This is a genomic window from Delftia sp. DS1230 (assembly GCF_040112715.1).
Classification (GTDB): Bacteria; Pseudomonadota; Gammaproteobacteria; order Burkholderiales; family Burkholderiaceae_C; genus Comamonas; species Comamonas tsuruhatensis.
In genome coordinates this window covers 5,380,979-5,407,009 of sequence record NZ_CP157763.1, presented here as the reverse complement: position 1 = coordinate 5,407,009, position 26,031 = coordinate 5,380,979, and the positions used below count along the sequence as shown (strand labels likewise).

Here is a 26,031-nt window from a genome sequence, read left to right as displayed (position 1 = left end):
CTTTCATGCGACGCGAGAGCGCTTCCCCTACGGATTTACCCTTAGTCTCAACCCCGGCACCGTCGCGGGACTGGAACGCGCTGCGGCGCCTGCTGCCCTACCTGTGGCAATACAAGTGGCGCGTGCTGGCGGCGCTGGGCTTCATGATCGGGGCCAAGCTGGCCAACGTGGGCGTGCCGGTGCTGCTCAAGCACCTGGTCGATGCGCTGGATCTGAAGGCCGGCGATGCCCGCGCGGTGCTCGTCGTGCCCGTGGCCCTGCTGCTGGCCTACGGGCTGCTGCGCTTTTCCAGCTCGCTGTTCACCGAGTTGCGAGACCTGGTCTTTGCCAAGGCCACGCAGGGCGCCTCGCGGGCGATTGCGCTGTCCACCTTCGAGCACCTGCATGCGCTGAGCCTGCGCTTTCACCTGGAGCGCCAGACCGGCGGCATGACGCGCGACATCGAGCGCGGCGTGCGCAGCACCGAATCGCTGATCTCGTATTCGCTCTACAGCATCCTGCCCACCTTCATCGAAATGGCGCTGGTGCTGGGCATCCTGGCGCTGCGCTTCGACATCTGGTTCGCGGTCATCACGCTGGCGGCGCTTGTGTTCTACATCACGTTCACCGTCACGGTGACCGAGTGGCGCACGCGCTTTCGGCGCGAGGCCAATGCCCAGGAGTCGGCGGCCCACACCAAGGCCATCGACTCGCTGCTGAACTACGAGACCGTCAAGTACTTCGGCAACGAGGGCTTCGAGGCGCGGCGCTATGACGAGAACCTGGAGGCGCTGCGCCGCGTGCGCCTCAAGAGCCAGACCACGCTGAGCATGCTCAACTGCGGGCAGCAGCTGATCATCGCCACGGCCCTGGTCGCCATCCTCTGGCGCGCCACGCAGGGCGTGGTGGACGGGCGGCTGTCGCTGGGCGACCTGGTCATGGTCAATGCCTTCATGATCCAGCTCTACATCCCGCTGGGCTTTCTGGGCGTGATCTACCGCGAGATCAAGCAGAGCCTGACCGACCTGGAGCGCATGTTCACCCTCATGGACAAGGAACGCGAGGTGGCCGACGCGCCCGGCGCCCAGCCGCTGCAGACCCATGGCGCACCGCCCGAGCTGCGCTTCGAGCATGTGGACTTCGCCTATGACCCCGAGCGGCCCATCCTCAAGGACGTGAGCTTCACCATTCCCGCCGGCAAGACCGTGGCCGTGGTCGGCCCTTCGGGCTCGGGCAAGAGCACGCTGGCGCGGCTGATCTTCCGCTTCTACGACGTGCAGTCCGGCCATGTGCGCATCGCCGGGCACGACCTGCGCGAGCTGACCCAGGACAGCGTGCGCGGCGCCGTGGGCATCGTGCCGCAGGACACGGTGCTGTTCAACGACACGGTGGAATACAACATCGCCTACGGCCGCCCTGGCGCCAGCCGCGAGCAGGTGGTGGCGGCCGCGCGCGCCTCGCGCATCCACGACTTCATCGAGGCCACGCCCCAGGGCTATGCCACGCGCGTGGGCGAACGCGGCCTGAAGCTGTCGGGCGGCGAAAAGCAGCGGGTGGCGATTGCGCGCACCCTGCTCAAGGACCCGCCCATCCTGATCTTTGACGAGGCGACCTCGGCGCTGGACTCGGCCAACGAGCGCGCCATCCAGGCCGAGCTGCAAAGCGCCGCGCGCAACAAGACGGCGCTGGTGATTGCCCACCGCCTGTCCACAGTGGTCGATGCGCACGAGATCCTGGTCATGGATGCCGGGCGCATCGTAGAGCGCGGCACCCACGCCCAGCTGGTCGCGGCGGGCGGGCGCTATGCGGACATGTGGGCGCTGCAGCAAAGCGGGGAGCCCGCCGTGCTGTAGCGCGGTGCGACCGGGCGGCCGGGCGGCCGGGTGGCCGGGCGCCTGGACGGCTTCAGGGCTTGAGGTGCGTGACCAGGAACTGCTCCATGGCCTCGTAGAACTCGAACTTGTTCTCGTCGTTGTGAAAGCCGTGGCCCTCGTTGTCCTTGACCATGTACTGCACCTCGACGCCGCGCTCGCGCAGCGCCTTCACCACCTGGTCGCTCTCGTCCTTGTTCACGCGCGGATCGCGCGCGCCCTGGGCGATGAACAGCGGCGCCTTGATGCGGTCCACATGCAGGGCCGGCGAGGTGGCGGCCAGGCGCTCCCTGTCGCGCTCGGGATCGCCCACCATGGCGTGCATCTGGTCCAGCAGCGGCTTCCAGTAGGGTGGAATGGTCTTCATGAAGGTGAACAGGTTGGACACGCCCACATAGTCCACGGCCGCCGCATACAGGTCGGGCGTGAAGGCCACGCCGGCCAGCGTGGCATAGCCGCCATAGCTGCCGCCGTAGATGCCGATGCGCGCAGGGTCGGCAATGCCCTGGTCGATCAGCCAGTGCACGCCGTCGGTGATGTCGTCCTGCATCTTCAGGCCCCACTGGCCGAATCCCGCTTCCCAGAACGCGCGGCCATAGCCCGTGGAGCCGCGGAAATTCACCTGCAGCACGCAGAACCCACGGTTGGCGAGGAACTGCACCTCGGGGTTGTAGCCCCAGCCGTCGCGGGCCCAGGGGCCGCCGTGCGGGTTGATGATGCAGGCCAGGTTCCGGGGCTCTCGGCCGGCCGGCAAGGTCAGGTAGCCGTGGATGGTCAGGCCGTCGCGGCTGGTGTAGCTGACGGGCTGCACGCGCGACATGGCGGACTCGGGGATGGCAGGGTTGATGTCGGCCAGCTTGGTCAGCGCGTCGGCGGCCGCGTCGTAGATGTAGCGCGCGCCCGGCGTGCGGTCGTTGAAGGCGGCGACGATGAACTTGTCCTCGGCGCGGTTGGCGCCCTGGATGGCGAAGTCGTAGCCCGGCAGCTGCGCGGCCAGCCGGCCGTACAGGGCTTCGGTCTCGGCATCGAAGAAGCGGTACTGCGGCTTGTCGGTCTGGTAGGCGGCCAGGGTCAGCACGCGGCGCTTGCGTGAATAGGCCGCCGCGCCCAGATCGACTTCTTCGGGCACGAAGATTTCCTCTTCCTCTTCCTCGTCGGGCCGGGCCGGGTCGATGACCACCAGGGCCAGCTTGTCGCGGCCCCGGTTGGACAGGGCGTAGAGCTTTTGGTCGTCGAAGGTGAAGAAGGCCGGGCTGACGCTGGTGCGGTAGTCGGTGGTGATCAGGGGCTGGAACTCGCCGGCCTCGTCGTCGCGGTAGAGCAGGGCGCTGTTCAGGCCGTCGCTGGCCACGGCGGCCCGCACGCGGCCCGCATGGTCGGTCTGCCAGCCGACGATGTTGCCGGGGTTCTGCGCCACCAGTTGCGCCGCGCCCGTGTGCACATTCACGCGGTACACGTCGAAGACCTCGGCATCGCGCTGGTTGTGGCTGATCAGCACATGGTCGGGGTCGTCTTCCAGGTCGTCCTCGATGCTGGCGCGCACGCCGTCCCAGGGCGTCAGGTCGGTGGCTTCGCCGCTGCGCGCGTTGACCGCCAGCACGTGGAAGTTCTCGTCGCCGCCGAAGTCCTTCTGGTAGAGCACTACATCCGGGCCCTTCCAGAAGAAGTTGCTGATGTCGCGCTCGGTCTCGGCCGTGATGCGGCGCGGCTCGCCCACAGGGGTGCTGCCCGCCAGCGCCTGCACATGGATGTTCATGCGCGCCGGATGGCCGTCCACGCTGACGGGCTGCATGAAGCCCAGCATGCTTCCGTCATCGGCCAGGCGGAAGAAGCCGCGCTCCGGATTGCGGAAGAAGTCCTTGATCGGATAGGCCTGCGGAGCCTGCGCATCGGCGCTGGCATCCCGTGCCAGGTTGAGGATGTGGGCGGCCATGGCGGGGTGTCGGGAAAACGTCGGCAAGGGTGACCTCCTGGGTTGCAGCGGCAGGGGAAAAGGGAGCCGGCCATGATGCCATGGCGCCGTATACAAACAGGCGGGCCACTGTCTTTGATGGGATTGGTTGTATACATTTGATTGGTGTTTTCCCGTGTTTTTGCGGAAAAATGCACCATTAATCGCCTTTGATGTATACATTCACGCCATTCCATCCAGACAAAGCCCCATGAGCCCCCAGCTTGCCCCCGCCGCCTCCGAAGCGGAAAGCCACTCCCAGGTCATCAAGGCCCAGCTGCAACTGCGCGAGATGATTCTTGCGGGCGAACTGCCCGCAGGCGAGCGCATCGCCGAGCTCACCGTGGTGCAGCGCCTGGGCATCTCGCGCACGCCGGTGCGCGCCGCGCTGATGCGGCTGGAGCAGGAAGGCCTGCTCGAAGCCATGGCCGGCGGGCGCGGCTACCGCGTGCGGCTGTTCTCCGAGGCCGATGTGGCCGATGCCATCGAGCTGCGCGGCACGCTGGAAGGCCTGGCCGCGCGCTGGGCGGCCGAGCGCGGCGTGGCCGAGCCGCTGCTGGCGCAGGCCGGGCGCTGCCTGGATGCCATCGACCGTGTGCTGGAGACGGCCGACTGGGGCGACGAGGCCTTCTCGCGCTATGTGGCGCTGAACTCCGAATTCCACGACCTGCTGCATTCCATGGCCGGCAGCAGCGTCATGCAGCGCGAGCTGGAGCGCGTGGTGCGCATGCCCTTCGCCTCGCCTTCGGGCTTTGTGCTGGCGCGGGCCGAATCCCCGCGTGCGCGCCACAGCCTGATGGTGGCCCAGGATCAGCACCGCCAGGTGCTGGACGCCATTGCCGCACGCGAAGGCGCGCGGGCCGAGGCGCTGATGAAGGAGCACTCGCGCATCGCGCGCCGCAACCTGCGCGAAGCCGTGAGCGAGCCCGGCAGCCATGCGGTTCCTGGCGTGCAGTTGATCCGAGCCTGATTCGAGTCTGATCCGCGCTTGATCTGCGCTTGATCTGCCCTTGATGTGCGCCGGCGGCCTCGGCCGCCTGCGCCCCAGCCACCGCAGCGCCAAGGACTGCGGACCCCACCCATAAAGGAGACCCCCCATGAGCACATTCCCCAAGAACACCTGGTACGTGGCCGCCACGTCCGACGAGATCCAGGACAAGCCGCTGGGCCGGCGCATCTGCGGCGAGCGCATCGCCTTCTATCGCGCGCAGCACGGCATTGCCGCCGTGGAGGATTTCTGCCCGCACCGCGGCGCGCCCCTGTCGCTGGGCTTTGTCTGCGAGGGCAAGCTGGTCTGCGGCTACCACGGGCTGGAGATGGGCTGCGACGGCAAGACCATTGCCATGCCGGGCCAGCGCGTGCGCGGCTTCCCCGAGATCCGCAGCTATCCCGTCGAGGAGCGCCATGGCTTCATCTGGGTCTGGCCCGGCGACAAGGCGCTGGCCGATGCCGCGCTCATCCCGAAGCTGCCCTGGCACGACAACCCCGAATGGGCCTATGGCGGCGGCATGTTCCACATCCAGGCCGACTACCGGCTGATGATCGACAACCTCATGGACCTGACGCACGAGACCTATGTGCACGCCAGCTCCATCGGCCAGGCCGAGATCGACGAGACGCCCTGCAAGACCGAGACGCGCGGCGAGGGCGCCGATGTCGAGGTGGTCACCAGCCGCTTCATGAACGACATTCCCGCGCCCCCGTTCTGGAAGATGGCGCTGCGCAGCAACGGCCTGGCCGACGATGTGCCCGTGGACCGTTGGCAGGTCTGCCGCTTCACCCCGCCCAGCCATGTGCTGATCGAGGTCGGCGTGGCCCACGCAGGCCACGGCGGCTACGACGCGCCCGACGAGCACAAGGTCTACAGCATGGTGGTGGACTTCATCACGCCGGAGACCGAGGAGTCCATGTGGTACTTCTGGGGCATGGCGCGCCGCTTCAATCCGGGCGATGCCGAAGTCACCGACCGCATACGCGAGGGCCAGCACAAGATCTTCAGCGAAGACCTGCAGATGCTGGAGCTGCAGCAGCGCAACCTCAGTGCCCACCCCGACCGCAAGCTGCTCAAGCTCAACATCGATGCGGGCGGCGTGCAGTCGCGCAAGGTCATCGACAAATGGATTGCGCAGGAACAGCAGGCGGCGGCGGTGGCCGCAGCAGCGGCCCAGCCTGCCGCCGCGGTGGCCTGAGGCCGGCCATGGCCCGGCGCGCATCCAGGACCGGCGCCGGGGATGGGGTAATCTCGGCGGGCTTCAACCCCAGGGCCGCAAGGCCTGCCGCCACCGATGGTCCACTCCGCCTCCGATCCGCTTTCCATCGACCTCTACGACCAGCCGGGCCACCTGATCCGGCGCGCGCAGCAGATCGCGGCGCAGCTGTTCCGCGACGTGCTGGGGCCGGACGTGACGCCCGTGCAGTACGCCATCCTGCGCATGCTGCAGGAAAAACCGGGCATCGACCAGGTGACGCTGGCGCGGCTGGTGGCGCTGGACAACTCCACCACGGCCGACATCGCGGCGCGCCTGGAGGCCAAGGGCTGGGTGCTGCGCGAGATCCTGCCCCGGCGCCAGCGGCGCCTGACGCTCACGGCCGAGGGCGAGACCATGCTGGCCGGCTTCGTGCCCAATGTCCACGAACTGCACGAGCGCATGCTGGCCGCGCTCGAACCCCAAGAGCAGGCCGAGTTCAAGCGCCTGCTGCGCAAGTTCGTGCAGCTGCACGACGCACGCGACACCCTCGACGCTTCCTCATCCGACTGACGGCGGCCCGGCCGCCTCCGCGTCCGAGTCTGCGCGGCCCCGCCTGATCGGGGAAATCCCGGTATCTGGCGCAGATTTTCATTCAGTAAACTGAATCACATTAAGCATACGTAATGATGTGCTGAGAACACAAGAAAGCTTCCACAGAGCTTCAACCCAAGGAGACCCACGATGACTGCCTCTACCTCTGTCCCATGGCTGCAGCGGCCTTGCGCCGCTGCATCGTCCAACTGCCCGTTGCGGGAGCTGCGGCCATGAGCACCGACCTGCGTGCAAGCGTCGACCAGCGGCCGATGACGCGCTTCCAGTGGTCGGTCATAGCCCTGTGCATGGTGCTCAACATGATCGACGGCTTCGACGTGCTGGTCATGGCCTTCACGGCCTCTGCCGTGTCGGCGCACTGGCAGCTCAGCGGCGCCCAGCTGGGCTTTCTGCTCAGCGCGGGCCTGTTCGGCATGGCGGGCGGATCGCTGCTGATCGCGCCCTGGGCCGACCGGCTGGGCCGCCGGCCGCTGATCCTGGCCTGCCTGGCCCTCTCGGGCGTGGGCATGCTGGGCTCGGCCTTCAGCCAGAGCGCCACGCAGCTGGCGGCGCTGCGCGTGCTCACGGGCCTGGGCGTGGGCGGCATCCTGGCCTGCAGCAACGTGATCGCCAGCGAATACGCCTCGCAGCGCTGGCGCAGCCTGGCCGTCACGCTGCAGTCCACGGGCTATGCGCTGGGCGCCAGCATTGGCGGCTCCATCGCGGTGTGGCTGCTGGGGCGCCATGACTGGCGCGCGGTCTTCCTGTTCGGCGGCTGCGTGACGCTGGGCGTGCTGGTCCTGGCCTGGTGGCGACTGCCCGAGTCCATGGACTTCCTGCTGGCGCGGCGCCCGGCCGGCGCGCTGCAGCGGCTCAACGCCCTGGTCGGGCGGCTGGGCCTGCCCGCATTGGCTGCGCTGCCGCCTGCCGCGCCATCGGCGGCGGAGCGCTCAAGGCGGGGCCCGCTGCAGCTGTTCGCGCCAGGCCTGCGCCGGCCCACGCTGCTGGTCTGGCTGTCGTTCTTCGCGGTGATGTTCGGCTTTTACTTCGTCATGAGCTGGACGCCCAAGCTGCTGGCCGCCTCGGGCCTCACGCCCGAGCAGGGCGTGACCGGCGGCGTGCTGCTGAGCCTGGGCGGCATCCTGGGTGCCACCTTGCTGGGCCTGCTGGCGGCGCGCTATCCCGTGCACCGCGCGCTGGCCGGCTTCATGCTGGCTACGGCCGTGCTGCTGTGCTTCATCGTGAGCAATCCGGGCTCGCTGCTGCTGTCGTATGCGCTGGCCTTCCTGATCGGCGTCTTCGTCAACGGCTGCGTGGCGGGGCTCTATGCCATCGCGCCCATGGTCTATGGCGGCGAGGTGCGCGTGACCGGCGTGGGCTGGGGCATAGGCATAGGGCGCATCGGCGCCATCGTCTCGCCCATGGTCGCGGGCTCGCTGCTCGACGCCTCCTGGTCGGCCAGCCAGCTGTACGTGGGTTATGGCGCGGCCTTCGTGTTCGCGGCCTGCATCGTGTCGCTGCACCGGCTGCAAGGGCCCGAAGCCGGCAGGCCCGCAGCCACGGGCCGCACGCTGTCGGCGCATTGAGCGCGACTTGCAGACAAGAAGGAGAACCCCATGACCGAATGCACCACCATTGCACCTGCCTCCACGCCCGCCTCCACGCCGGCCTTCCCGCTGGACCAGTGGTATGTCGCCGGCTTTGCCTGGGAGCTGCAGGACGCGCCACTGGCCCGCACCCTGCTGGGCCGGCCCGTCGTGCTGTTTCGCACGCCCGATGGCAGCGTCGCCGCGCTGGAGGACCGCTGCTGCCACCGCGAGCTGCCGCTGTCCTGCGGCACGGTGGAGGCGCGCGGCCTGCGCTGCGGCTACCACGGCCTGCTGTTCGACCGCGCCGGCCAGTGCCTGGAGATTCCGGGCCAGCAGCGCATACCGCCCAAGGCCTGCGTCAAGTCCTTCGAGCTGCGCGAGCGTGACCAGATCCTCTGGATCTGGATGGGCGCCACGCCCGATTCGGTGCCCGCGCAGGAGCCGCCCGCCTATCCCGTGCATGGCGATGCGCGCTACCGCTTCGGCGGCGATGTCTACCACTACGACGCGCCCTACCAGCTCATCCACGACAACCTGCTGGACCTCAGCCACCTGGGCTATGTGCACCTCAAGACCATTGGCGGCAATGCCGGCATCCACATGAATGCGGAGCTGCAGGTCCGCCAGGACGGGGACAGCGTCACCGTGCTGCGCTGGATGCCCGACTCCGACCCGCCGCCCACCTATGCGGCGGCCTGGCCGTTCGCGGGCCGCATCGACCGCTGGCAGGAGGTGGAGTTCCACCCCTCGCACGTGTGCATCTGGACCGGCGCCATGGACGCAGGCAGCGGCCGGCTCGACGATCCGCAGCGCGAGGGCTTTCACATGCGGGGATTTCACGGCGTGACGCCGGAGACCGAGCATTCGGCCCACTACTTCTGGACCATTGCCACCAACCCGCATCCCGACATGCAGGACACCACGCGCCTGGTGATCGACCAGACGGCTGCCACCTTCGAGGAGGACAAGGTCGTCATCGAGGCCCAGTTCCGCAACCAGCAGCGCTTTGGCGCGCGCCCCGTCATCGACATCCACGTGGACGCCGGCCCCAACCGCGCGCGCCGCGTGATCAGCCGGCTGCGCGAGGCCAGCGCCCGTGCGCTGGCGGCGGCCTGATTTTCCGAACCCCTCCATTCCCACGTTTTTCCCATGCAAGCCAACCCCATCCTCCAGGTGCGCGTCGCGCGCAAATGCGCCGAGGCGCAGGACATCTGCAGCCTTGAACTCGTGCCGCTGGACGGCCAGAGCCTGCCCGCCTTCACGGCCGGCTCGCACATCGACCTGCACCTGCCCGGCGGCCTGGTGCGCCAGTACTCGCTGTGCAACGACCCGCAGGACACGGGCCGCTACGTGGTCGGCGTGCTGCGCGAGGCCGCCTCGCGCGGCGGCTCGGCCGCCGTGCACGAACAGGTGCAGGAAGGCCAGCAGATCGCCATCGGCGCGCCGCGCAACCACTTCGCGCTGCATGCGGGTGGCCCTGCGCGGCACCTGCTGCTGGCCGGCGGCATAGGCATCACGCCCGTGCTGGCCATGGCGCGCCAGCTGGCGCGCGAGGGTGCCGACTTCGAACTGCACTACTGCGCGCGTTCGCGCGAGCGCATGGCCTTCACGGCCCTGCTGCAGTCCATGCCCTGGGCCGACCGCGTGCACCTGCATGTGGATGGCGAGGGCGCGCTCGACATGGCGCAGCTGCTGGGCGCCCCGCAGGCGGGCCTGCACCTGTATGTCTGTGGCCCACGCGGCTTCATGGACGCGGCCCTGGGCATGGCTCGCGCATCGGGCTGGAGCGAGGACCGCCTGCACTACGAATTCTTTGCAGGCGAGGCCGTGCAGCGCGAGGGCGATGCCGGGTTCGAGATCGAGATCGCCAGCACCGGCCAGGTGGTGCGCGTGGCGCCCGAGCAGACCGTGGTCCAGGCCCTGGCCGGCATCGGCGTGGAGGTGCAGACCTCGTGCGAGCAGGGCGTGTGCGGCACCTGCCTCACGCGTGTGCTCTCGGGCGAGCCCGAGCACCGCGACATGTACCTGACCGAGGACGAGCAGGCCGCCTGCGACCAGTTCCTGCCCTGCTGCTCGCGCGCGAAATCCGCCCGGCTGGTGCTGGACCTGTAGCGCTGGACCCGGCCGGCCGGCGCACAATGAGGTTTTCCCCCAAGGCCCGCCCTGTGGCGGCGGGCGCCGCCTTCCTGCCATGCAACCTGCCCTGCTCGTCCTCAACTTCAATACCGAGGCCCATCTGCGCCAGATGGCCCAGGCCTTTCCCTCCTTCGAACTGCTCTACGCGCCCGACGCCGCCCAGTGCGAGGCCGCCATCGCCGAGCACGGCACGCGCATACAGGCCGTGCTGACCATAGGCTCCATCGGCCTGTCGGCCGCGCAGATGCAGCGCATGCCCGCCCTCAGGCTGGTCTGCGCGCTGGGCGCGGGCTACGAGAACATCGATGTCGCCCATGCGCAGGCCCACGGCATTGCCGTGGGCAATGGCGCAGGCACCAATGACGACTGCGTGGCCGACCATGCCATGGGCCTGCTGATCGCCTCCGTGCGCGGCCTGGTGCGCCTGGACCGCGCCACGCGCGACGGCGTCTGGCGCACCGCCATGCCGCTGCCGCCCAATGTCTCGCACAAGCGCCTGGGCATCCTGGGCATGGGCGCCATCGGCGCCAAGATCGCCCAGCGCGCGCTGGGCTTCGAGATGGAGATCGGCTACCACAACCGCAGCCCGCGCAGCGGGCTGCCCCACCGCTACTTCGGCGACCTGCTGTCCCTGGCGCAGTGGGCCGATGTGCTGGTGGTCGCCACGCCGGGCGGCCCGGGTACGCGCCATCTCGTCAACGCCCAGGTGCTGGACGCACTGGGCCCGCAGGGCCACCTGGTCAATATCGCGCGCGGCAGCGTGGTCGATACCGCCGCCCTGGCCGCCGCCGTGCGCGAAGGCCGCCTTGCCGGCGCGGGCCTGGATGTCTACGAAAGCGAACCTGCGCCACCGGCCGAACTGCTGGACCTGGACGCCGTGGTGCTCACGCCCCATGTGGGCGGCTGGTCGCCCGAAGCCGTGCAGGCCTCGGTGGACCGCTTCATCGCCAACATGCGCTGCCACCTGGAAGGCCGCCCGCTGGTCTCGCCGGTCACGGCCTGAGGCTGGATTCAGCCCTGTGCCATCCCGGCAGCTGCTGCCAGGTGCAGCAGCCCCATGACCAGGCAGAGGGCCGAGGACACATGCCAGAAGCGGTCGCTGTTGTCCGGAAAGCGTGGTTTCAACCACGGATAGGCCACGGCCCGCGCCACCAGCACCAGGCCGGCCCCGGCCAGCACCGGGCGCATGAAGGGCAGGGGACCCAGCAGGCCCGCGCCTGCCAGCGCATACCCCGCCAGCAGCGACAGCACCACGCCGATGGCCGCCGACACCAGTGGCGGATACCAGTGCCCCGCCTCGGCCATGCGCGCCATGCGCTCGCCGGCACCCATGAGCCGCAGCCCACGTCCCCCCCAAACGATGCAGGCGAAGTGGGCCAGCGCGGCCGCCGTGTCGAACAGGGCGGCGGCCAGGGCCAGCAGTTGCACGCCCTTCACGGCAGGGCTTCCCACGCGCCGGTGTGCTGATGCTTCTTCATGGTGTATTCCTTGGGATTTGCTGCAATGGCCGGCCACTGTAGTGCTTAAACTCCGGGCAGAAAACTCGCCTTGTGCTCAGGTTTTGCCGCATGCCCTCCCATACCTCCGCTACCACTGAATCCCAGAGAAGAAGACAGCCCATGCAGGCCCGTGCGCAGCGCACGCTGGAGGCCATTGTTCAGGCAGCAGCTCAGATTCTGGTCAAGGAGGGCGAAGCCGCGCTCACCACCAATCGCATTGCCGAGCGCGCAGGCGTCTCCATCGGCACGCTCTACCAGTACTTCCCCGACAAGCAGGCCGTCTTGCGCGCCATGGTCGATGGCCAGCGCCTTGCTGCCGTCGCGGCCATCGAGGCCTGGCTGGAGCAGGCGTCGGAACAGCGCCTGCCGCGCGAGGCCGTGGCGCGCGGCGTGGTCGCCTGCATCGTCGAGGGCTTTGCGGGCCGCACGCCTGCGCGGCGCAAGCTGGCGCGCTTTGCCTGGCGCCAGGATGGTGACGAGCGCATTGCCCTGTCCATGCGCGAGACCGCAGAGCGCATGGCCGCCCACCTGCAGCGCTGGGGCGGCCCCTCGCTGTCCTATGCGCGCCTTTACGTGGCCACGCGGGCCGTGCTGGGCACGGTGCGCTTTGCCTCGCTGGAGGCTTCGCCGCTGATCGCCTCGGGCGCACTGGAGGAGCTGCTGTGCGAGATGGGGGCAGATATGTTGCTGGGTGGCGCGACGGACGCGGGAGCCGCTGCCCGTGCCCCTGCCCCATAGGCAGCAGGGGCTGTGCCTGTGCCATTTCGCTGGACCGGCTTCGCAGCAAGGCATGCCTTGATGGGCGGGCTGAAGTCCTGGTCGTCCTTGCGAAGCAGGATGGCGAAAAAAAGGCCCCGCAGAGCGGGGCCTTTTGCTTCTACCGGAGTGTGCGATCAACCGATAGCATTCTAACGAGTTCGCGCGGCAATGGCTTTCTCCGCCACATCCACCAGGTCGGCGCCGACCTGCTGCTTCCACTTGTCGTAGACGGGGCGCGTGGCCTTGACGAAGGCTTCGCGCTCGGCCGGCGTGAGCTGGGTCACGGTCACGCCGTTGGCGGCCAGGTCCTTGAGCAGGGGCTTGTCGGCCTCGATCATGCCCTTGCGCGCGATCACGACCTGCTCCTTGGCGGCGTCCACGGCGGCCTGGCGCACGATGTCCTGGTCTTCCTTGGTCCAGGTGGCCCAGATGTCCTTGTTGACCACGAAGATCAGCGGATCGTTGATGTAGCCCCACAGCGTCAGATGCTTCTGGCCCACGGACTGCAGCTTGGCGGCCATGTAGACCGAGACGGGGTTTTCCTGGCCGTCCACGGCGCCGCTGGCCATGGCGGGCTGGGCATCGGCCCAGCTCATCTGCGTGGGGTTGGCGCCCAGCGCGGTGAAGGTGTCCAGGAACAGCGGCGAGCCCACGACACGGATCTTCAGGCCCTTGAGGTCGGCAGGGGTCTTGATGGCGTGCTTGGAGTTGCTGATCTCGCGGTAGCCGTTCTCTCCCCAGGCCAGCGGCACCACGCCGGCCTTGTCCAGGCGCTGGAACAGGCGCTTGCCGGGCTCGCCATGCGTGAGCGCGTCGGCGGCCGCGTAGTCGGGCATCAGGAAGGGCAGGGCGAACAGGTTCAGCTCCTTGATCTGGGGCGACCAGTTCAGCGTGGAGCCCACGGCCATGTCGATCACGCCCTGGCGCAGCGCGCTGAATTCGCGCGTCTGGTCGCCCTGGATCAGGGACACGCCCGGGTAGAGCTTGATGTTGATGCGGCCGTTGGTGCGCTCGCGCACCTTGTTGGCCCAGATCTCGCCGCCCTTGCCCCAGGGAAAGGCCGTGCCCAGCACCAGCGACATGCGGTACTCGCTCTTGTACTTGGCCGGAGTCTGCGCCACTGCGGGAGCGGACGAAAGGGCCAGGGCCGCCGCTGCGGCCAGGCCGCTGGCGAGGAAAGTGCGAAGTTTCATTGCGAAGGTCTCCTTGTTGAATTTTTGGGAAATCAGTAGCCCAGGCGTGCTGGGAGCCAGAGAGCCAGCTGCGGGAAGGCGATCACGGCGATCATCACCAGGAACATGGCCAGCAGCATGGGGCCGACCCAGCGCACGGTGGACTCCATGCGCACGCCGGCGATTCGGCAGGACACCATCAGGTTCACGGCCAGCGGCGGCGTGAACTGGCCCAGCGCCACCTTGAGCGTGAGGATGACGCCGAACCACACCGGGTCCCAGTGGTAGTGCTGCATGATCGGCAGCAGCAGCGGCACGAAGATCAGGAAGATGGAGATGCCGTCCAGGAACATGCCCACGGTGATCAGCAGCAGGATCAGCAGCGCCATCACGCCGTACTCGCCCAGGCCCGATTCCACGATGGCCTTGGCCACCGGATCGATCACGCCCAGCGTGGACAGCGAGAACGCGAAGATGCCGGCCAGCGACACCACCAGCAGGATCACGGCCGACAGCTCGCCGGCCTCGCGCAGGATGGGATACAGGTCGCGCAGCGTGATGGTGCGGTGGATCACCATGCCCACGAACAGGCCGTAGAACACGGCCACCACGGCGGCCTCGGTGGGGGTGAACCAGCCGGCGCGCATGCCGCCCAGGATCAGCACCGGGGCGGCCAGGCCCCAGGAGGCCTCGCGCAGGCTGCGCCAGAACGGCGGGCGCGGCATGGACGATTCCAGCGCACCCATCCTGTGCCTGCGCGACATCCACACGGCCGGAACGATCAGCGCCACGCCGGCCAGGATGCCGGGGATCATGCCGGCCGCAAACAGCGCCGGCACCGAGGCGCCGGGCACCAGCACCGAGTAGATGATGAAGGCCACGGACGGCGGGATCAGGATGTCGGTGGCCGCGGCCGCGCCCACCACGCTGGCCGAGAAGCTGCCGGGATAGCCGGCGCGGCTCATGGCCGCGATCATCACGCCGCCCACGGCAGCGGCATTGGCCGGGCCCGAGCCCGAGATGCCGCCCAGGAACATGGCCACGGCAATCGCCACCAGGGGCAGCATGCCGGGGCCGCGGCCCACGATGGCCACGGCGAAGTTCACCAGGCGCAGCGCCACGCCCGAGCGGTCGAAGATCGAGCCCACGAGCACGAACATCGGAATCGCCAGCAGCGGGTACTTGCCCAGGCCGGCATAGAAGTTCTGCGGCACGGCCAGCAGGCCGAACCACTGCGTGTCGGGGCTGGCCAGCGCGATGGCGGCCGCCCCTGCCAGGCCCAGGGCCGCGCCGATGGGCACGCCCAGGAGCATCAGGCCCAGGAAGGCGATGAAGAGCAGGGTCGCGATCATGGCGCCTTCTCCTCGTCCACGAAGGCGCCGGGGCGCCCCTGGCGCAGGAACAGTTGCAGCGCGCGCAGCGTGATCAGCGCCGAGCAGATGGGCAGCCACATCGAATACCACCACTGCGGCACGCCGATGCCGGGCGAGGTTTCCTCGAAACGGTAGTCGTCCCAGACCACGCGCACGCTCAGTGCGGCGATCACCGCGAACAGCAGGGCCACCATCAGCGTGCCGAAGCGCGCCAGGCGCTTCCTGCGCAGGGCGCTGCCGCCTTCGGCGAAGTATTCGATGCGGATGTGGGCGTTGCGCGCCACGGCCGCCGAGCCCGCGACCATGGCCAGCAGGATCATCAGGAAGACCGAGATTTCCTCGGTCCACGCGAAGGACGAGGAGGTGAAGTAGCGCACCAGCACATTGGCGAAGGTGATCAGGGCCAGCAGGGCCATGATGACCACGGTGAGCCAGTCCTCGATGCGCAGCGAACGCGGCTCGTCCGGCTGGGAAGGCGTCTCAGCGGCGCCGTTTTCGGTGGGAGGGGATGACATGGACGCGGGGAGTCAGAAAATTACACATGGCGGGGCAGATGCAGTCACTGAGCTTCCTCGGCGTCGTGTGCCGGGGGCCGTGAGGAAAAAATGTCACATTGGGTAAATGCGGCGCAGCGCCATTATGTGCGCATCCATGCGGTGTGCCAGAGGGACCATCCCTGCCCTGTCAGGCACCCGTCACGGCCCGGCGGATAATGAGGCCCATGGAAACCAAATGGCTAGAAGATTTCGTCAGCCTGGCTGAAACACGCAGTTTCAGCCGCTCCGCCCAACTGCGGCATGTGACGCAACCTGCGTTCTCGCGCCGCATCCAGGCACTGGAGGCCTGGGCCGGCACAGACCTTGTGGACCGCAGCTCCTACCCGACCCGGCTCACGCCGGCCGGCAAGACCATGTATGACCAGGCGCTGGAGATGCTGCAGTCGCTGCAGAGCACGCGCACCATGCTGCGGGCCCATGTCAGCGCGGGCAAGGGCATGGTGGGGTTTGCCGTGCCGCACACGCTGGCCTTCACCTTCTTCCCGAACTGGGTCTCCAGCGTGCAGGCCAAGTTCGGGCCGTTCCGCAGCCGGCTGTTCGCGCTCAACGTGCACGACGCCGTGATGCGCCTGGTCGAGGGCGGCTGCGACCTGCTGATCGCCTACTTCCATCCGTCCCAGCCCTTCCAGCTTGACCCGGCGCGCTACGAGATGGTCAGCCTGGGCCATGAGGTGCTCGCCCCCTACGCCAGGCCCGACGCCGACGGCCTGCCGCTGCACCAGTTGCCGGGCCGCCAGGGCCAGCCGCTGCCCTACCTGGGCTATGCGCCGGGCGCCTACCTGGGCCGCGTGACGGAACTCATCCTCAAGGAAGCGGCCGAGGCCGTGCACCTGGAGCGCGTCTACGAGACCGACATGGCCGAAGGCCTCAAGGCCATGGCGCTGGAAGGCCATGGCGTGGCCTTTTTGCCATTCAGCGCCGTGCGCAACGAGCTGGAGGCCGGCCGCCTGGTCAGCGCCGCACCTGCCGGTGACGACGGTTTCCGCATGGACATGGAAGTGCGCGCCTACCGCGAAAAACCCACCAGCAAGGATGCGCCCCAGGGCGTGGCCGGCGCGCTGTGGAACTTCCTGCTGGAGCAGGGCGAGACCATCGGCTGACACGCCAGGCGGCACTCATGAAGACAAAGGGGCTCTCGAGCCCCTTTTTGCTGCACGCTGGTGCACGGCAAAGCCCGTCAAGAGACCGACTTGGTGCATGGGTTATGCCTAGGGTAAACACCTATTATGCATGGCATGCATAAGGGTTTCTGCAAACGGCATTGGCTGTGCTGCCACGCCTGGCATTAGAGTGCGCGCACAGCAGCCACGCCGTGTGCAGGCCCGCAGGCGCGCTGGATCGGGCAAAAAACGCGTGCCATGGCACGGCAGTTGCTTACCTGAATCTGGCTGACGTGCTGGAAAGCCCTAGCACGTGTCGGTGCTCCAGCACCGTGCGTGATTGCACAATATGTGTCACATCGTTGATAGTTCGAGCCAGCCCACAAGGCGACTCGACCGTTCTCATCAAGACCGTTTTCGTTCTCATCTCAGGAGACCCGTATGAAGAAGCATTTGTTGGCCATCGCCGTGACCGCCCTGGCTGCAGGCAGCGCTTTTGCGCAGGCTGGCGACACCCTGGCCAAGATCAAGTCCTCCGGCGCCGTGACGCTGGGCGTGCGTGAATCCTCCGGCCTGGGCTACACGCTGGGCAATGGCAAGTACGTGGGCTTCCACACCGAGATGGGCGAGCGCGTGCTGGCCGACATCCAGAAGCAGCTGGGCCTGGCCAAGCTGGACATCAAGTACCAGCCCGTCACCTCGCAGAACCGCATCCCCCTGGTGACCAATGGCACCGTGGACATCGAGTGCGGCTCCACCACCAACAGCCAGGCCCGCCAAAAGGATGTGGCCTTCGCCGTGACCACCTATGTGGAAGAAGTGCGCATCGCCGTCAAGGGCAACTCCGGCATCACCGGCATCAAGGACCTGAACGGCAAGACCATCGTCACGACGACGGGCACCACCTCGGTGCAGACCCTGCGCAAGAACAAGCGCGCCGACGGCCTGACCTTCAAGGAAGTCATGGGCAAGGACCACGCCGACAGCTTCCTGATGCTGGAAACCGGCCGTGCCGACGCCTTCATCATGGACGGCTCCATCCTGGCCGCCAACATCTCCAAGTCCAAGGCACCTGCCGACTACAAGATCGTCGGCGAAACCCTGTCGGTCGAGCCCATCGCCTGTATGCTGCGCAAGGACGACCCCGCCTTCAAGAAGGCCGTGGACGACTCCATCAAGCGCCAGATCGCCGACGGCTCCCTGGCCAAGCTCTATGACAAGTGGTTCATGCAGCCGATTCCCCCGGCCAACGTGAAGGTCGGCCTGCCGCTGTCCGACGCCACCAAGGACGCATGGGCCAACCCCAACGACAAGCCCATGGAGTCGTACGAAGTCAAGTAAGCACCAGCTGAATGCCGCCCCTTCTGCCATGCGGTTGGAAGGGGCGTTTTTTGTTGCGGCGCCGTTTTTGCCGGTAGTGCATTTTTCAAGAATCTGAATAAAGAGGTGCTCCTATGAGTTGGGATTGGCAGGTGTTCTGCCAGGACACCATTACCCAAGAGGTCGGTCAAAGCTGCTTCGGCAAGAACGGCGACATCACCTACCTCGACTGGATGCTGTCGGCCTGGGGCTGGACCATTTCCGTGTCGCTGCTGTCGCTGTTGATCGCATTGATCGTCGGCTCGCTGATCGGCACGCTGCGCACGCTGCCCGACCGGCCGTGGATCGTGCGGCTGGGCAATGCCTGGGTCGAACTGTTCCGCAATATTCCGCTGCTGGTCCACATCTTCATGTGGTACCACGTGGTGCCGTCCATCTTCCCCGCGCTGAAGTCCCTGCCGGGCTTCGTGCTCGTGGTGCTGGCGCTGGGCTTCTTCACCTCGGCCCGTATCGCCGAGCAGGTGCGTTCCGGCATCCAGGCGCTGCCGCGCGGCCAGCGCTATGCGGGCATGGCGCTGGGTTTCACCACGTTCCAGTACTACCGCTACGTGCTGCTGCCCATGGCGTTTCGCATCATCATTCCGCCGCTGACCAGCGAGACCATGAACGTGTTCAAGAACTCGTCCGTGGCGTTTGCCGTGTCCGTGGCCGAACTGACCATGTTCGCCATGCAGGCGCAGGAAGAGACTTCGCGCGGCATCGAGATCTACCTGGCCGTCACCGGCCTGTACGTGGTCTCCGCCTTTGCCATCAACCGCATCATGGCCTTCATCGAGAAGCGCTCGCGCGTCCCGGGCCTGATCGCTGCCAGCGGCGGAGGACACTGACATGAACCTGCAAATCGACTGGTCGTTCTTCACCTGGGACCTGTTCAGCAACTTCGTGCTGAAGGGCCTGTACTTCAGCCTGACGCTGACCGTCATCGCCACCATCGGCGGTGTGCTCTTCGGCACGCTGCTGGCGCTGATGCGCCTGTCGGGCAAGAAATGGCTCGATGTGCCCGCCACGCTCTACGTCAACGGCATGCGCTCCGTGCCGCTGGTGATGGTGATCCTGTGGTTCTTTCTGCTGATGCCGCTGATCATCGGGCGGCCCATCGGCGCCGAGGTCTCGGCCATCATCACCTTCATCGCCTTCGAGGCGGCCTACTTCAGCGAGATCATGCGCGCGGGCATCCAGTCCATCCCGCGCGGCCAGGTCTTCGCGGGCCAGGCCATGGGCATGACCTATGGGCAGAACATGCGCCTCGTGGTGCTGCCCCAGGCCTTCCGCAACATGCTGCCCGTGCTGCTGACGCAGACCATCATCCTGTTCCAGGACACCTCGCTGGTCTACGCCATCGGTGCCTACGACATGCTCAAGGGCTTCGAAGTGGCCGGCAAGAACTACGGCCGTCCCATCGAATCCTATCTGGCCGCTGGCGTGACCTACTTCGTGCTGTGCTATTCGCTGTCCTGGGCAGTGAAGCGCCTGCACAAAAAGATTGCCATCATTCGATGAGCCAGCACCCCATTGAGGAATTGCAATGATTGAACTCAAGAACGTTTCCAAGTGGTACGGCAGCTTTCAAGTGCTGACCGACTGCTCCACCAACATCCAGAAGGGTGAGGTCGTGGTGGTCTGCGGCCCGTCGGGCTCGGGCAAGTCCACGCTGATCAAGACCATCAACGCGCTGGAGCCCTTCCAGAAGGGCGAGATCTTCGTGGACGGCGTGGCCGTGCACGATCCCAAGACCAACCTGCCCAAGCTGCGCAGCCGCGTGGGCATGGTGTTCCAGCACTTCGAGCTGTTCCCGCACCTGTCGGTGACCGAGAACCTGACCATTGCCCAGGTCAAGGTGCTGGGCCGCAGCGCGGACGACGCCAGGAAGCGCGGCCTCAAGATGCTGGACCGCGTGGGCCTGACGGCGCACAAGGACAAGTTCCCGGGCCAGCTGTCGGGCGGCCAGCAGCAGCGCGTGGCCATTGCGCGCGCGCTGTCCATGGACCCCATCGTGATGCTGTTCGACGAACCCACCTCCGCGCTGGACCCCGAAATGGTCGGCGAAGTGCTGGACGTGATGATCGGCCTGGCCAACGAAGGCATGACCATGATGTGCGTGACCCACGAAATGGGCTTTGCGCGCAAGGTGGCCAGCCGCGTGATCTTCATGGACGTGGGCGGCAAGATCCTGGAGGACTGCTCCAAGGACGAATTCTTCGGCAACCCGGAAGCGCGCCAGCCCCGGACCAAGGAATTCCTCAACAAGATCCTGCAGCACTGAACCGGTGCGGCCCTTGCGGGCACGGCAATCAAGGGGGCGCTTCGGCGCCCCTTTTTTGTGGCCGCGGCGAGACGATGATGAGAATCGTTCTCGATACAATCGCCGGCTCAGCTGTTTGCACCGTGCTCCAGATCCCGCCCCCATTTCCCCGCCACCGGACAATTTCCACGTCCGCCGTGCCATGCCTGCCATGAAGCGCGACGACGCCCCGGGAGAGCCCGGTGGCCATTCCCGCAGTCTCTACACCCGCTGGCGCAAGCCGCTGCAGCGCATGCTGGCGCGGTACTTCAAGAGCCCGGCCGATATCGAGGATGCCTCCCAGGAAGTCTTCGTGCGCATGCTGTCGGCCGACAAGCGCCTGCCTGTGGACGAAGAGCGGCCCTATCTGCATCAGGTCGTGCGCAGCGTGGCGGCCTTCGCGCACCGCACGGCGCCGCAGCAGGCCGGTGTGCGGCTGGTGTCCGTGGAGGATTGCCGCGACGAGGTCGAGGCCCTGCCGGCCCGCGACGGAGCCGACCATGCGCTGGACGATGAGCGCCGCCAGCGCCTGGCCCGGCTGCGCGATGCCCTGAACGAGCTGCCCGAGCGCCAGCGCCAGGCCTTCGTGCTGCACCGCGTGCAGGAACTGACGCTGGAGCAGACGGCCGAGCGCATGGACATCACCGTGCGCATGGTCTCGCGCCACCTGAGCCGGGCACTGTCCTATTGCGAGATCCGCGTACGCTACGCCAGCGCCGAGCAAATGCGTGCCCTGCTGCGCGCAGACGAGCAGCGGCCGGGCGCCGCAGAGAACACACGATGAGCAACGAACTTCCCCCGGGCGTTTCGCCGCAGGAGCTGGTGGGGCTGCATGACAGGGCGGCCGACTGGTTCGTGCGCCGCCAGCAGCCGGACTGGACGGGCGCCGATGAGCGCGCGCTGGATGCGTGGCTGGGCGCCCACCCGCTGCACCGCAGCATCTTCGAAGGCATGTCGCGCCACTGGCATGGCGCGCCACAGCTTAGGGAATTGTTTCCCGATGAGTTCGGCGCAGCGGTGCCGCCCGCCGCGCCTGCCGTCTGCGCTGCACCAGTGGCCGCGCCGCCGCGCCAGCGCGTTCTTGCCCGCTGGCCCGGCCGCCCTGCGGCGGCCCTGTCCGTGCTGGCGGTGGTCTCGCTGCTGGCCTGGGGTGGCTGGTACCGCTGGGACCACACGCCAGGCTATACGCTGCAGGCCCGCACGGCGCCCGGGCAGACGCAGAGCATCGAGCTGCCCGATGGCTCGCGCGTGGCCCTCAACGTGGACAGCGAACTCCAGGTGCGCTACTACCCGCGCCGCCGCGAGGTGGTGCTGGATCGGGGCGAGGCCTTCTTCGAGGTCACGCCCGGCCCGGACAGGCCCTTCACTGTGGACTCCGGCGCCAGCCGCGTCCGGGTGGTGGGCACCGCGTTCAATGTGCGCGCCGGGCCGCCGCGGCTGGTGGTGAAGGTGCTGGAGGGCAAGGTGCAGCTGCGGCCCGAGCGTGACCGGGCTGGGGGCGATGTCCTGCTGCTGGCGGCAGGCGCGGGCGTGGCTGTGGACGGCGCCGGCCGGCACAGCACCGTGGTGGCCGATGCGGACAGCGTGGGCGACTGGCGCACGGGCCAGGTGCGCTTCAGCGGCACGCCGCTGGCGGAGGTGGCGCAGGAGCTGTCGCGCTATCTGGGTGCGCCCGTGGAGCTGGGCGACGAGTCGCTGGGCCGCCTGCGTGTCTCGGGCCTGCTGGCCACGGCCGCGCCCGAGCGCTTTGTGCGCGCGCTGCCGGCCTTGATTGCGGTGCGCGTGCAGCCGCGCAGCGGCGGAGGTTGGCTGATCGTGCGGGGATGAATCGAAGGTTGAGAAACAATTTGTTTCAAACTGACGGCCAACCCCAGGTTCCAGCTTTGCACCGGTTTTGGCTTCTATAGGGGCAGGGGCGTGGATTTTCCAGGCCCGCACGGCTGCCAGCCAAGGACCACCGAGGGCGCTCGTCCCTCACGCCCCAGCCAACGGCCGCAACACCTGACGCGCATGCGCGGGTGGGCTGGCATGGCTTGTCCGGCGCGGTTCCTGATCGCCCGCGACGGCTGCCTGCGGCCTGCCCGTCGCGTGCCCGTGCAACGGCACAGCAACGGAGTGGCAATGAGAGCGCAAGAAGCAGCAGGCAGGGAATTCGCAGGCAGGGGCACACATGCCCGACGCAGGAACATGAAGGAGCAGGGCGCCGGCCCGCAGGCCAGTCCGCGCCTGCTGGCGTGGCTGGTGGCCGGTGCCGTGGCCGGCATGGGCGCCGCGCCGTCCGCCCGTGCGCAACAGCTTCAGCAGCCGGCCGCCTCTTCACCGATGCCGTCATCCGGACAGCGGCTGGCCTTTGACCAGCCGGCCCAGCCGCTGATCAACGCGCTGCGCGCCTTTGGCCGCCAGACCCAGTTCCAGGTGCTGTACGACGAAGCCGTGCTGGGCGGCCGCCAGGCGCCGGCCCTCCGGGGCAGCTTCACGCCGCAGGAGGCCATGGACCGGCTGTTGGCCGGCACCGGCGTGACCGCGCACAGCACCGAGCAGGGCACGTTCACGCTGCGAAAGGCGCCTGCGCCTGCGCCTGAGCCTGCGCCGCAGGCGTCGGCGGGCACCACGCTGTCCACGGTCAACGTGACCTCGCAGCGCATGGCCGCGCCGGGCAGCTACGTGGGCAGCGGCAGGAGCGCCAGCACCAAGCTGGACACGCCGCTGATCGAGACGCCGCGCTCCATCTCCATCGTCACCCAGGAACAGCTGCAGAACCAGGCGCCCAAGAGCATCGAGCAGGCCCTGTCGTACACGGCCGGCGTGTCCACCGAAGTCACGGGCGCGGACCTGCGCATGACGGGCGCCATCATCCGGGGTTTCAGCGATGGCAGCTCCTACTACAAGGACGGGCTGCGGCAGTTCTCGGCCGGCACCTATGGTTCGTGGAACGACGAGATCGACGAGCTGGACAGCATCGAGGTCATCAAGGGCCCGGCCTCCGTGCTCTTTGGCCAGGGGCGGCCGGGCGGCGTGATCAACGTGGTCTCCAAGAAACCCGAGGCCGACCATGTGAACAGCGTGGGCCTGTCCTATGGCCGCTACCAGCGCGCCCAGGCCACGGCCGATCTGGGCGGCGCGCTGGATGCCTCGGGCGACCTGCTGTACCGGCTCAACCTCAAGGCGCGTGACAGCGACGGACGCACCGTGGGCTCGCGCGATGACCGCATCTCCATCGCGCCCTCGCTGCGCTGGAACCTCTCCGGCCGCACCCACCTGACCGTGCTGGGCAGCTACTCGCGCGAGCGCGGCACGCCCAAGTCCTGGTGGCCCAGCCTGTTCACCTACCCGCAGATCAAGGACCTGCCCGCGCACCTGACCGCCGGCGACCCGTCCTTCGACCGCTTCGACCGCGACACGCGATCGCTGGGCTACGAGTTCTCGCACCAGACCGACAGCGGCTGGCAGCTCACGCAGAACCTGCGCTACTCCACCATCGACATCGATTACCGCCATATCTACGCCATGGACGTGCTGGCCGACGGCCGAAGCGTCTCGCGCGCCAGCCTGGCCCAGCGCACCAAGGGCCGCACGCTGGCGCTGGACACCCGCCTGCACAAGGACCTGCGCTGGGGCGGGCTGCAGCACCGGCTGGCCTTCGGCATGGACCATGTGAAGTACAAGGAGCGCGGCGGCCTGGGCTTTGGCTGGGATGTGCCCGACCTGGACATGCTCGACCCTGTCTATGGCCAGTCCATCGCCTATCCAGAGCTGGAGGACAGCCGCACGGACCTGCGCCAGACCGGCATCTACACCCTCAACCAGTTCAAGTGGGACCGCTGGGTGGCCAATCTCAGCCTGCGCCATGACCAGGCGCGCACCACGCAGAACAGCAGCACCCAGCCGCGCATGAGCGACAGCGCCACCACCGGCAGCGCGGGCCTGCTCTACCTGTTCGACAGCGGCTGGGCGCCCTATGCGAGCTATGCGACCTCCTTCGATCCGGTCACGGGCCTGCAGTACGACGGCAATCCGTTCGAGCCCCGGCGCGGCAAGCAGTACGAGGCGGGCGTGAAGTACCAGCCTCCGGGAAGCACCTCGCTGATCACGGCCTCGGTCTTCGACCTGCGCCAGACCAACGTCACCACGCTGGACCCCGACCACCCGCGCTTCAGCATCCAGACGGGCGAGGTGCGCTCCACGGGGCTGGAGCTGGAAGGCCGCTTCGCGCTCACGCGCGAGCTGAACGCGCTGGCCAGCTACACCTACCTGGACCCGCGCACCACGCAGAGCAACCGGCCCGCCGAAATCGGCCGCCAGACCATACAGACCACACGCCACATGGCCAGCCTGTGGCTGGACTACCGCCCGCGCGCGGTGCCGGGCCTGATGGTGGCCGGCGGCCTGCGCTACAAGGGTCGCTCTCCCTACAACGTGGCGGCGGACGGCACGCTGAACATCAACGACTCCGCCACGCTGGCCGACCTGGCGCTGGCCTACGAGACGCCGCAGTACCGCATCGCGCTGAACATCAACAACCTGTTCAACCGCAAGTACTTCGCAGGCATCTTCCGCGGCGTGGATCGCGAGGCCACGCTGAGCTTCAAGTACTACTGGTCTATGTAGAAGACCTGCGCGCGGTTGGCTTGCGCGCGGCGCGAGCCGGCCCGCGCGGCTCGGGCGTCCTGATCAGCTGGTGGTTGAACTCACTCCACAGCGCGTCGCGCCGGGCCAGCGCCTCGGACACATCGGCATGGCGCAACTGGGCCACGGCCGAGACCAGGGCATTGCACAGGTAGAAGGCGGCCGTGTAGGAGTGAAAGGGCGAGGCATTGGCCGTGCGCACCTGCAGCCAGTGGTGGGCCACGGTGACCAGGGGGGCCGTGGGGCTGTCGGTGATGGCCAGCACCCGGGCGCCGGCTTCCGAAAATCGCTGCGCCACCTCGTAGGTGCCGCGTGAATACTGGCTCACGCTGAAGGCCAGCAGCGTGTCGGTGGGGCCTACCCACAGCAGCTGGTCGGCCGGGGCGATGGCGCCTGCATCCAGCTGCTGCACGCCGGGGCGGCACATGTTCAGGTGCAGGGCCAGCCAGGCGGAGACCGGCGAGCTGTTGAACTGGGCCAGCAAGAACACCCGGCCCTCGTCCTGCGCGAGCTGCCGGGCCATGGCCTCGAAGGCCGCCATGTCCAGCCCTTCGCGCGTGGACTGGATGTTGTGCTGGTCGTGCAGCAGTGCATCGTCCACGCACTCGCTCAGGCTGCGCTGCGCGCCCAGCAGCACGGGCGCGCGCTGGGCAGCCGTCTGCAGCAGCGCCGTCACCTCGCCGCGCGCCTCGCGCTGGGCCTCGGCATAGCTGGCATAGCCGAGCTTGGCGAACAGGCGCACCACGGTCGAGGCGCTGGTGCCTGTGCGCGCTGCCAGGGCGGTGGCCGATTCCAGCAGCGCATGCGGGTAGTTGCTGCCCAGGGTCTGGGCCAGCGTCAGCTCGCTGGCCGTCAGCTCCGCGCCCTGCTGCGCCAGGCGCTGCGGCAGCAGCAGTGCGGCTTTTTGCAATGGTGATTTCATGTTTTTCTTGTATATGCAACGTGTGTTGCAAAATAGGGGGTAGCGTGCAACACTGC

General features: G+C 67.8%; 23 protein-coding genes. 17 read left to right on the top strand and 6 right to left on the bottom strand.

Annotated features, from left to right (window positions below):
* Nucleotides 1-5 precede the first annotated feature (5 nt).
* Nucleotides 6-1,832: an ABC transporter ATP-binding protein/permease gene (locus tag AAN986_RS24350; protein ID WP_047217709.1), complete on the top strand. Its 1,827-nt coding sequence runs from the start codon at nucleotides 6-8 to the stop codon at nucleotides 1,830-1,832.
* Between the two features lie 52 nt (nucleotides 1,833-1,884).
* On the opposite strand, the gene AAN986_RS24345 is transcribed toward AAN986_RS24350, so the two are convergent.
* Nucleotides 1,885-3,783 carry a S9 family peptidase gene (locus tag AAN986_RS24345; RefSeq protein WP_156179783.1) on the bottom strand — a complete coding sequence of 633 codons (1,899 nt, stop codon included), beginning with the start codon at nucleotides 3,781-3,783 and terminating at the stop codon, nucleotides 1,885-1,887.
* Nucleotides 3,784-4,012: 229 nt separating this feature from the next.
* Between AAN986_RS24345 and AAN986_RS24340 the strand changes: the two genes are divergently transcribed.
* From AAN986_RS24340 to AAN986_RS24310, 7 genes are all read left to right on the top strand, one after another.
* Complete coding sequence (locus tag AAN986_RS24340; RefSeq protein WP_012203281.1) at nucleotides 4,013-4,771, top strand: GntR family transcriptional regulator; 759 nt, start codon at nucleotides 4,013-4,015, stop codon at nucleotides 4,769-4,771.
* Between the two features lie 127 nt (nucleotides 4,772-4,898).
* Nucleotides 4,899-5,990: an aromatic ring-hydroxylating dioxygenase subunit alpha gene (locus AAN986_RS24335; protein WP_012203282.1), complete on the top strand. Its 1,092-nt coding sequence runs from the start codon at nucleotides 4,899-4,901 to the stop codon at nucleotides 5,988-5,990.
* A 96-nt stretch (nucleotides 5,991-6,086) separates the two neighbouring features.
* A complete protein-coding gene (locus tag AAN986_RS24330; RefSeq protein WP_012203283.1) occupies nucleotides 6,087-6,560 on the top strand; it encodes a MarR family transcriptional regulator in 474 nt (157 codons plus the stop codon).
* Between the two features lie 254 nt (nucleotides 6,561-6,814).
* Nucleotides 6,815-8,167, top strand: coding sequence for an MFS transporter (locus AAN986_RS24325; protein ID WP_047217772.1), 1,353 nt, complete (start codon nucleotides 6,815-6,817; stop codon nucleotides 8,165-8,167).
* 30 nt (nucleotides 8,168-8,197) lie between these two features.
* Nucleotides 8,198-9,286: a Rieske 2Fe-2S domain-containing protein gene (locus tag AAN986_RS24320; protein ID WP_047217707.1), complete on the top strand. Its 1,089-nt coding sequence runs from the start codon at nucleotides 8,198-8,200 to the stop codon at nucleotides 9,284-9,286.
* A gap of 33 nt (nucleotides 9,287-9,319) precedes the next feature.
* A complete protein-coding gene (locus AAN986_RS24315; protein WP_016450264.1) occupies nucleotides 9,320-10,282 on the top strand; it encodes a PDR/VanB family oxidoreductase in 963 nt (320 codons plus the stop codon).
* Nucleotides 10,283-10,361: 79 nt separating this feature from the next.
* Entirely contained in the window at nucleotides 10,362-11,309 is a 948-nt protein-coding gene (locus AAN986_RS24310) for a 2-hydroxyacid dehydrogenase (protein WP_016450265.1), read from the top strand.
* An 8-nt stretch (nucleotides 11,310-11,317) separates the two neighbouring features.
* Here the strand turns inward: AAN986_RS24310 and AAN986_RS24305 are convergent, their stop codons facing one another.
* Nucleotides 11,318-11,758 (bottom strand): hypothetical protein, encoded by a 441-nt coding sequence (locus tag AAN986_RS24305; protein ID WP_241150331.1) that lies wholly within the window; start codon nucleotides 11,756-11,758, stop codon nucleotides 11,318-11,320.
* A gap of 167 nt (nucleotides 11,759-11,925) precedes the next feature.
* Between AAN986_RS24305 and AAN986_RS24300 the strand changes: the two genes are divergently transcribed.
* Complete coding sequence (locus tag AAN986_RS24300; RefSeq protein WP_241150330.1) at nucleotides 11,926-12,543, top strand: TetR/AcrR family transcriptional regulator; 618 nt, start codon at nucleotides 11,926-11,928, stop codon at nucleotides 12,541-12,543.
* Nucleotides 12,544-12,713: 170 nt separating this feature from the next.
* On the opposite strand, the gene AAN986_RS24295 is transcribed toward AAN986_RS24300, so the two are convergent.
* The 3 genes from AAN986_RS24295 to AAN986_RS24285 are packed head-to-tail and all read right to left on the bottom strand — an operon-like array spanning nucleotide 12,714 to nucleotide 15,624.
* Nucleotides 12,714-13,757, bottom strand: coding sequence for a DctP family TRAP transporter solute-binding subunit (locus AAN986_RS24295; protein WP_016451795.1), 1,044 nt, complete (start codon nucleotides 13,755-13,757; stop codon nucleotides 12,714-12,716).
* A 32-nt stretch (nucleotides 13,758-13,789) separates the two neighbouring features.
* Complete coding sequence (locus AAN986_RS24290) at nucleotides 13,790-15,088, bottom strand: TRAP transporter large permease (protein WP_016451794.1); 1,299 nt, start codon at nucleotides 15,086-15,088, stop codon at nucleotides 13,790-13,792.
* Nucleotides 15,085-15,624 (bottom strand): TRAP transporter small permease, encoded by a 540-nt coding sequence (locus AAN986_RS24285; protein WP_016450270.1) that lies wholly within the window; start codon nucleotides 15,622-15,624, stop codon nucleotides 15,085-15,087. Before AAN986_RS24285 ends, AAN986_RS24290 begins: the two co-directional genes overlap by 4 nt.
* 206 nt (nucleotides 15,625-15,830) lie before the next feature.
* Between AAN986_RS24285 and AAN986_RS24280 the strand changes: the two genes are divergently transcribed.
* The 8 genes from AAN986_RS24280 (at nucleotide 15,831) to AAN986_RS24245 (ending at nucleotide 25,035) form a co-directional block, all read left to right on the top strand.
* Complete coding sequence (locus tag AAN986_RS24280; protein WP_016450271.1) at nucleotides 15,831-16,766, top strand: LysR substrate-binding domain-containing protein; 936 nt, start codon at nucleotides 15,831-15,833, stop codon at nucleotides 16,764-16,766.
* A gap of 441 nt (nucleotides 16,767-17,207) precedes the next feature.
* Nucleotides 17,208-18,107 carry a transporter substrate-binding domain-containing protein gene (locus AAN986_RS24275; protein WP_016450272.1) on the top strand — a complete coding sequence of 300 codons (900 nt, stop codon included), beginning with the start codon at nucleotides 17,208-17,210 and terminating at the stop codon, nucleotides 18,105-18,107.
* Between the two features lie 113 nt (nucleotides 18,108-18,220).
* Nucleotides 18,221-18,973, top strand: a complete 753-nt coding sequence (locus AAN986_RS24270; RefSeq protein WP_016450273.1) for an amino acid ABC transporter permease — start codon at nucleotides 18,221-18,223, stop codon at nucleotides 18,971-18,973.
* A gap of 1 nt (nucleotide 18,974) precedes the next feature.
* Nucleotides 18,975-19,646, top strand: a complete 672-nt coding sequence (locus AAN986_RS24265) for an amino acid ABC transporter permease (RefSeq protein ID WP_016450274.1) — start codon at nucleotides 18,975-18,977, stop codon at nucleotides 19,644-19,646.
* Nucleotides 19,647-19,671: 25 nt separating this feature from the next.
* Nucleotides 19,672-20,409, top strand: a complete 738-nt coding sequence (locus tag AAN986_RS24260) for an amino acid ABC transporter ATP-binding protein (RefSeq protein ID WP_016450275.1) — start codon at nucleotides 19,672-19,674, stop codon at nucleotides 20,407-20,409.
* 190 nt (nucleotides 20,410-20,599) lie between these two features.
* A complete protein-coding gene (locus AAN986_RS24255; RefSeq protein ID WP_224986090.1) occupies nucleotides 20,600-21,211 on the top strand; it encodes an RNA polymerase sigma factor in 612 nt (203 codons plus the stop codon).
* Nucleotides 21,208-22,254, top strand: a complete 1,047-nt coding sequence (locus tag AAN986_RS24250) for a FecR domain-containing protein (RefSeq protein ID WP_047217704.1) — start codon at nucleotides 21,208-21,210, stop codon at nucleotides 22,252-22,254. The genes AAN986_RS24255 and AAN986_RS24250 overlap by 4 nt, the downstream gene beginning before the upstream one ends.
* A gap of 360 nt (nucleotides 22,255-22,614) precedes the next feature.
* On the top strand, nucleotides 22,615-25,035 hold the full coding sequence (locus AAN986_RS24245) for a TonB-dependent siderophore receptor (protein ID WP_047217703.1): 2,421 nt from the start codon (nucleotides 22,615-22,617) through the stop codon (nucleotides 25,033-25,035).
* On the opposite strand, the gene AAN986_RS24240 is transcribed toward AAN986_RS24245, so the two are convergent.
* On the bottom strand, nucleotides 25,028-25,975 hold the full coding sequence (locus tag AAN986_RS24240; protein WP_047217702.1) for a MurR/RpiR family transcriptional regulator: 948 nt from the start codon (nucleotides 25,973-25,975) through the stop codon (nucleotides 25,028-25,030). The two genes, AAN986_RS24245 and AAN986_RS24240, sit on opposite strands and share 8 nt — an antisense overlap.
* Nucleotides 25,976-26,031: the final 56 nt, after the last annotated feature.

Bases quoted from the DNA above. Each gene is read 5' to 3' on its own strand.
- AAN986_RS24350 (WP_047217709.1), top strand. From the start codon at position 6: ATGCGACGCGAGAGCGCTTCCCCTACGGATTTACCCTTAGTCTCAACC.
- AAN986_RS24345 (WP_156179783.1), bottom strand. From the start codon at position 3,783: ATGGCCGCCCACATCCTCAACCTGGCACGGGATGCCAGCGCCGATGCG.
- AAN986_RS24340 (WP_012203281.1), top strand. From the start codon at position 4,013: ATGAGCCCCCAGCTTGCCCCCGCCGCCTCCGAAGCGGAAAGCCACTCC.
- AAN986_RS24335 (WP_012203282.1), top strand. From the start codon at position 4,899: ATGAGCACATTCCCCAAGAACACCTGGTACGTGGCCGCCACGTCCGAC.
- AAN986_RS24330 (WP_012203283.1), top strand. From the start codon at position 6,087: ATGGTCCACTCCGCCTCCGATCCGCTTTCCATCGACCTCTACGACCAG.
- AAN986_RS24325 (WP_047217772.1), top strand. From the start codon at position 6,815: ATGAGCACCGACCTGCGTGCAAGCGTCGACCAGCGGCCGATGACGCGC.
- AAN986_RS24320 (WP_047217707.1), top strand. From the start codon at position 8,198: ATGACCGAATGCACCACCATTGCACCTGCCTCCACGCCCGCCTCCACG.
- AAN986_RS24315 (WP_016450264.1), top strand. From the start codon at position 9,320: ATGCAAGCCAACCCCATCCTCCAGGTGCGCGTCGCGCGCAAATGCGCC.
- AAN986_RS24310 (WP_016450265.1), top strand. From the start codon at position 10,362: ATGCAACCTGCCCTGCTCGTCCTCAACTTCAATACCGAGGCCCATCTG.
- AAN986_RS24300 (WP_241150330.1), top strand. From the start codon at position 11,926: ATGCAGGCCCGTGCGCAGCGCACGCTGGAGGCCATTGTTCAGGCAGCA.
- AAN986_RS24295 (WP_016451795.1), bottom strand. From the start codon at position 13,757: ATGAAACTTCGCACTTTCCTCGCCAGCGGCCTGGCCGCAGCGGCGGCC.
- AAN986_RS24290 (WP_016451794.1), bottom strand. From the start codon at position 15,088: ATGATCGCGACCCTGCTCTTCATCGCCTTCCTGGGCCTGATGCTCCTG.
- AAN986_RS24285 (WP_016450270.1), bottom strand. From the start codon at position 15,624: ATGTCATCCCCTCCCACCGAAAACGGCGCCGCTGAGACGCCTTCCCAG.
- AAN986_RS24280 (WP_016450271.1), top strand. From the start codon at position 15,831: ATGGAAACCAAATGGCTAGAAGATTTCGTCAGCCTGGCTGAAACACGC.
- AAN986_RS24275 (WP_016450272.1), top strand. From the start codon at position 17,208: ATGAAGAAGCATTTGTTGGCCATCGCCGTGACCGCCCTGGCTGCAGGC.
- AAN986_RS24270 (WP_016450273.1), top strand. From the start codon at position 18,221: ATGAGTTGGGATTGGCAGGTGTTCTGCCAGGACACCATTACCCAAGAG.
- AAN986_RS24265 (WP_016450274.1), top strand. From the start codon at position 18,975: ATGAACCTGCAAATCGACTGGTCGTTCTTCACCTGGGACCTGTTCAGC.
- AAN986_RS24260 (WP_016450275.1), top strand. From the start codon at position 19,672: ATGATTGAACTCAAGAACGTTTCCAAGTGGTACGGCAGCTTTCAAGTG.
- AAN986_RS24255 (WP_224986090.1), top strand. From the start codon at position 20,600: ATGAAGCGCGACGACGCCCCGGGAGAGCCCGGTGGCCATTCCCGCAGT.
- AAN986_RS24250 (WP_047217704.1), top strand. From the start codon at position 21,208: ATGAGCAACGAACTTCCCCCGGGCGTTTCGCCGCAGGAGCTGGTGGGG.
- AAN986_RS24245 (WP_047217703.1), top strand. From the start codon at position 22,615: ATGAAGGAGCAGGGCGCCGGCCCGCAGGCCAGTCCGCGCCTGCTGGCG.
- AAN986_RS24240 (WP_047217702.1), bottom strand. From the start codon at position 25,975: ATGAAATCACCATTGCAAAAAGCCGCACTGCTGCTGCCGCAGCGCCTG.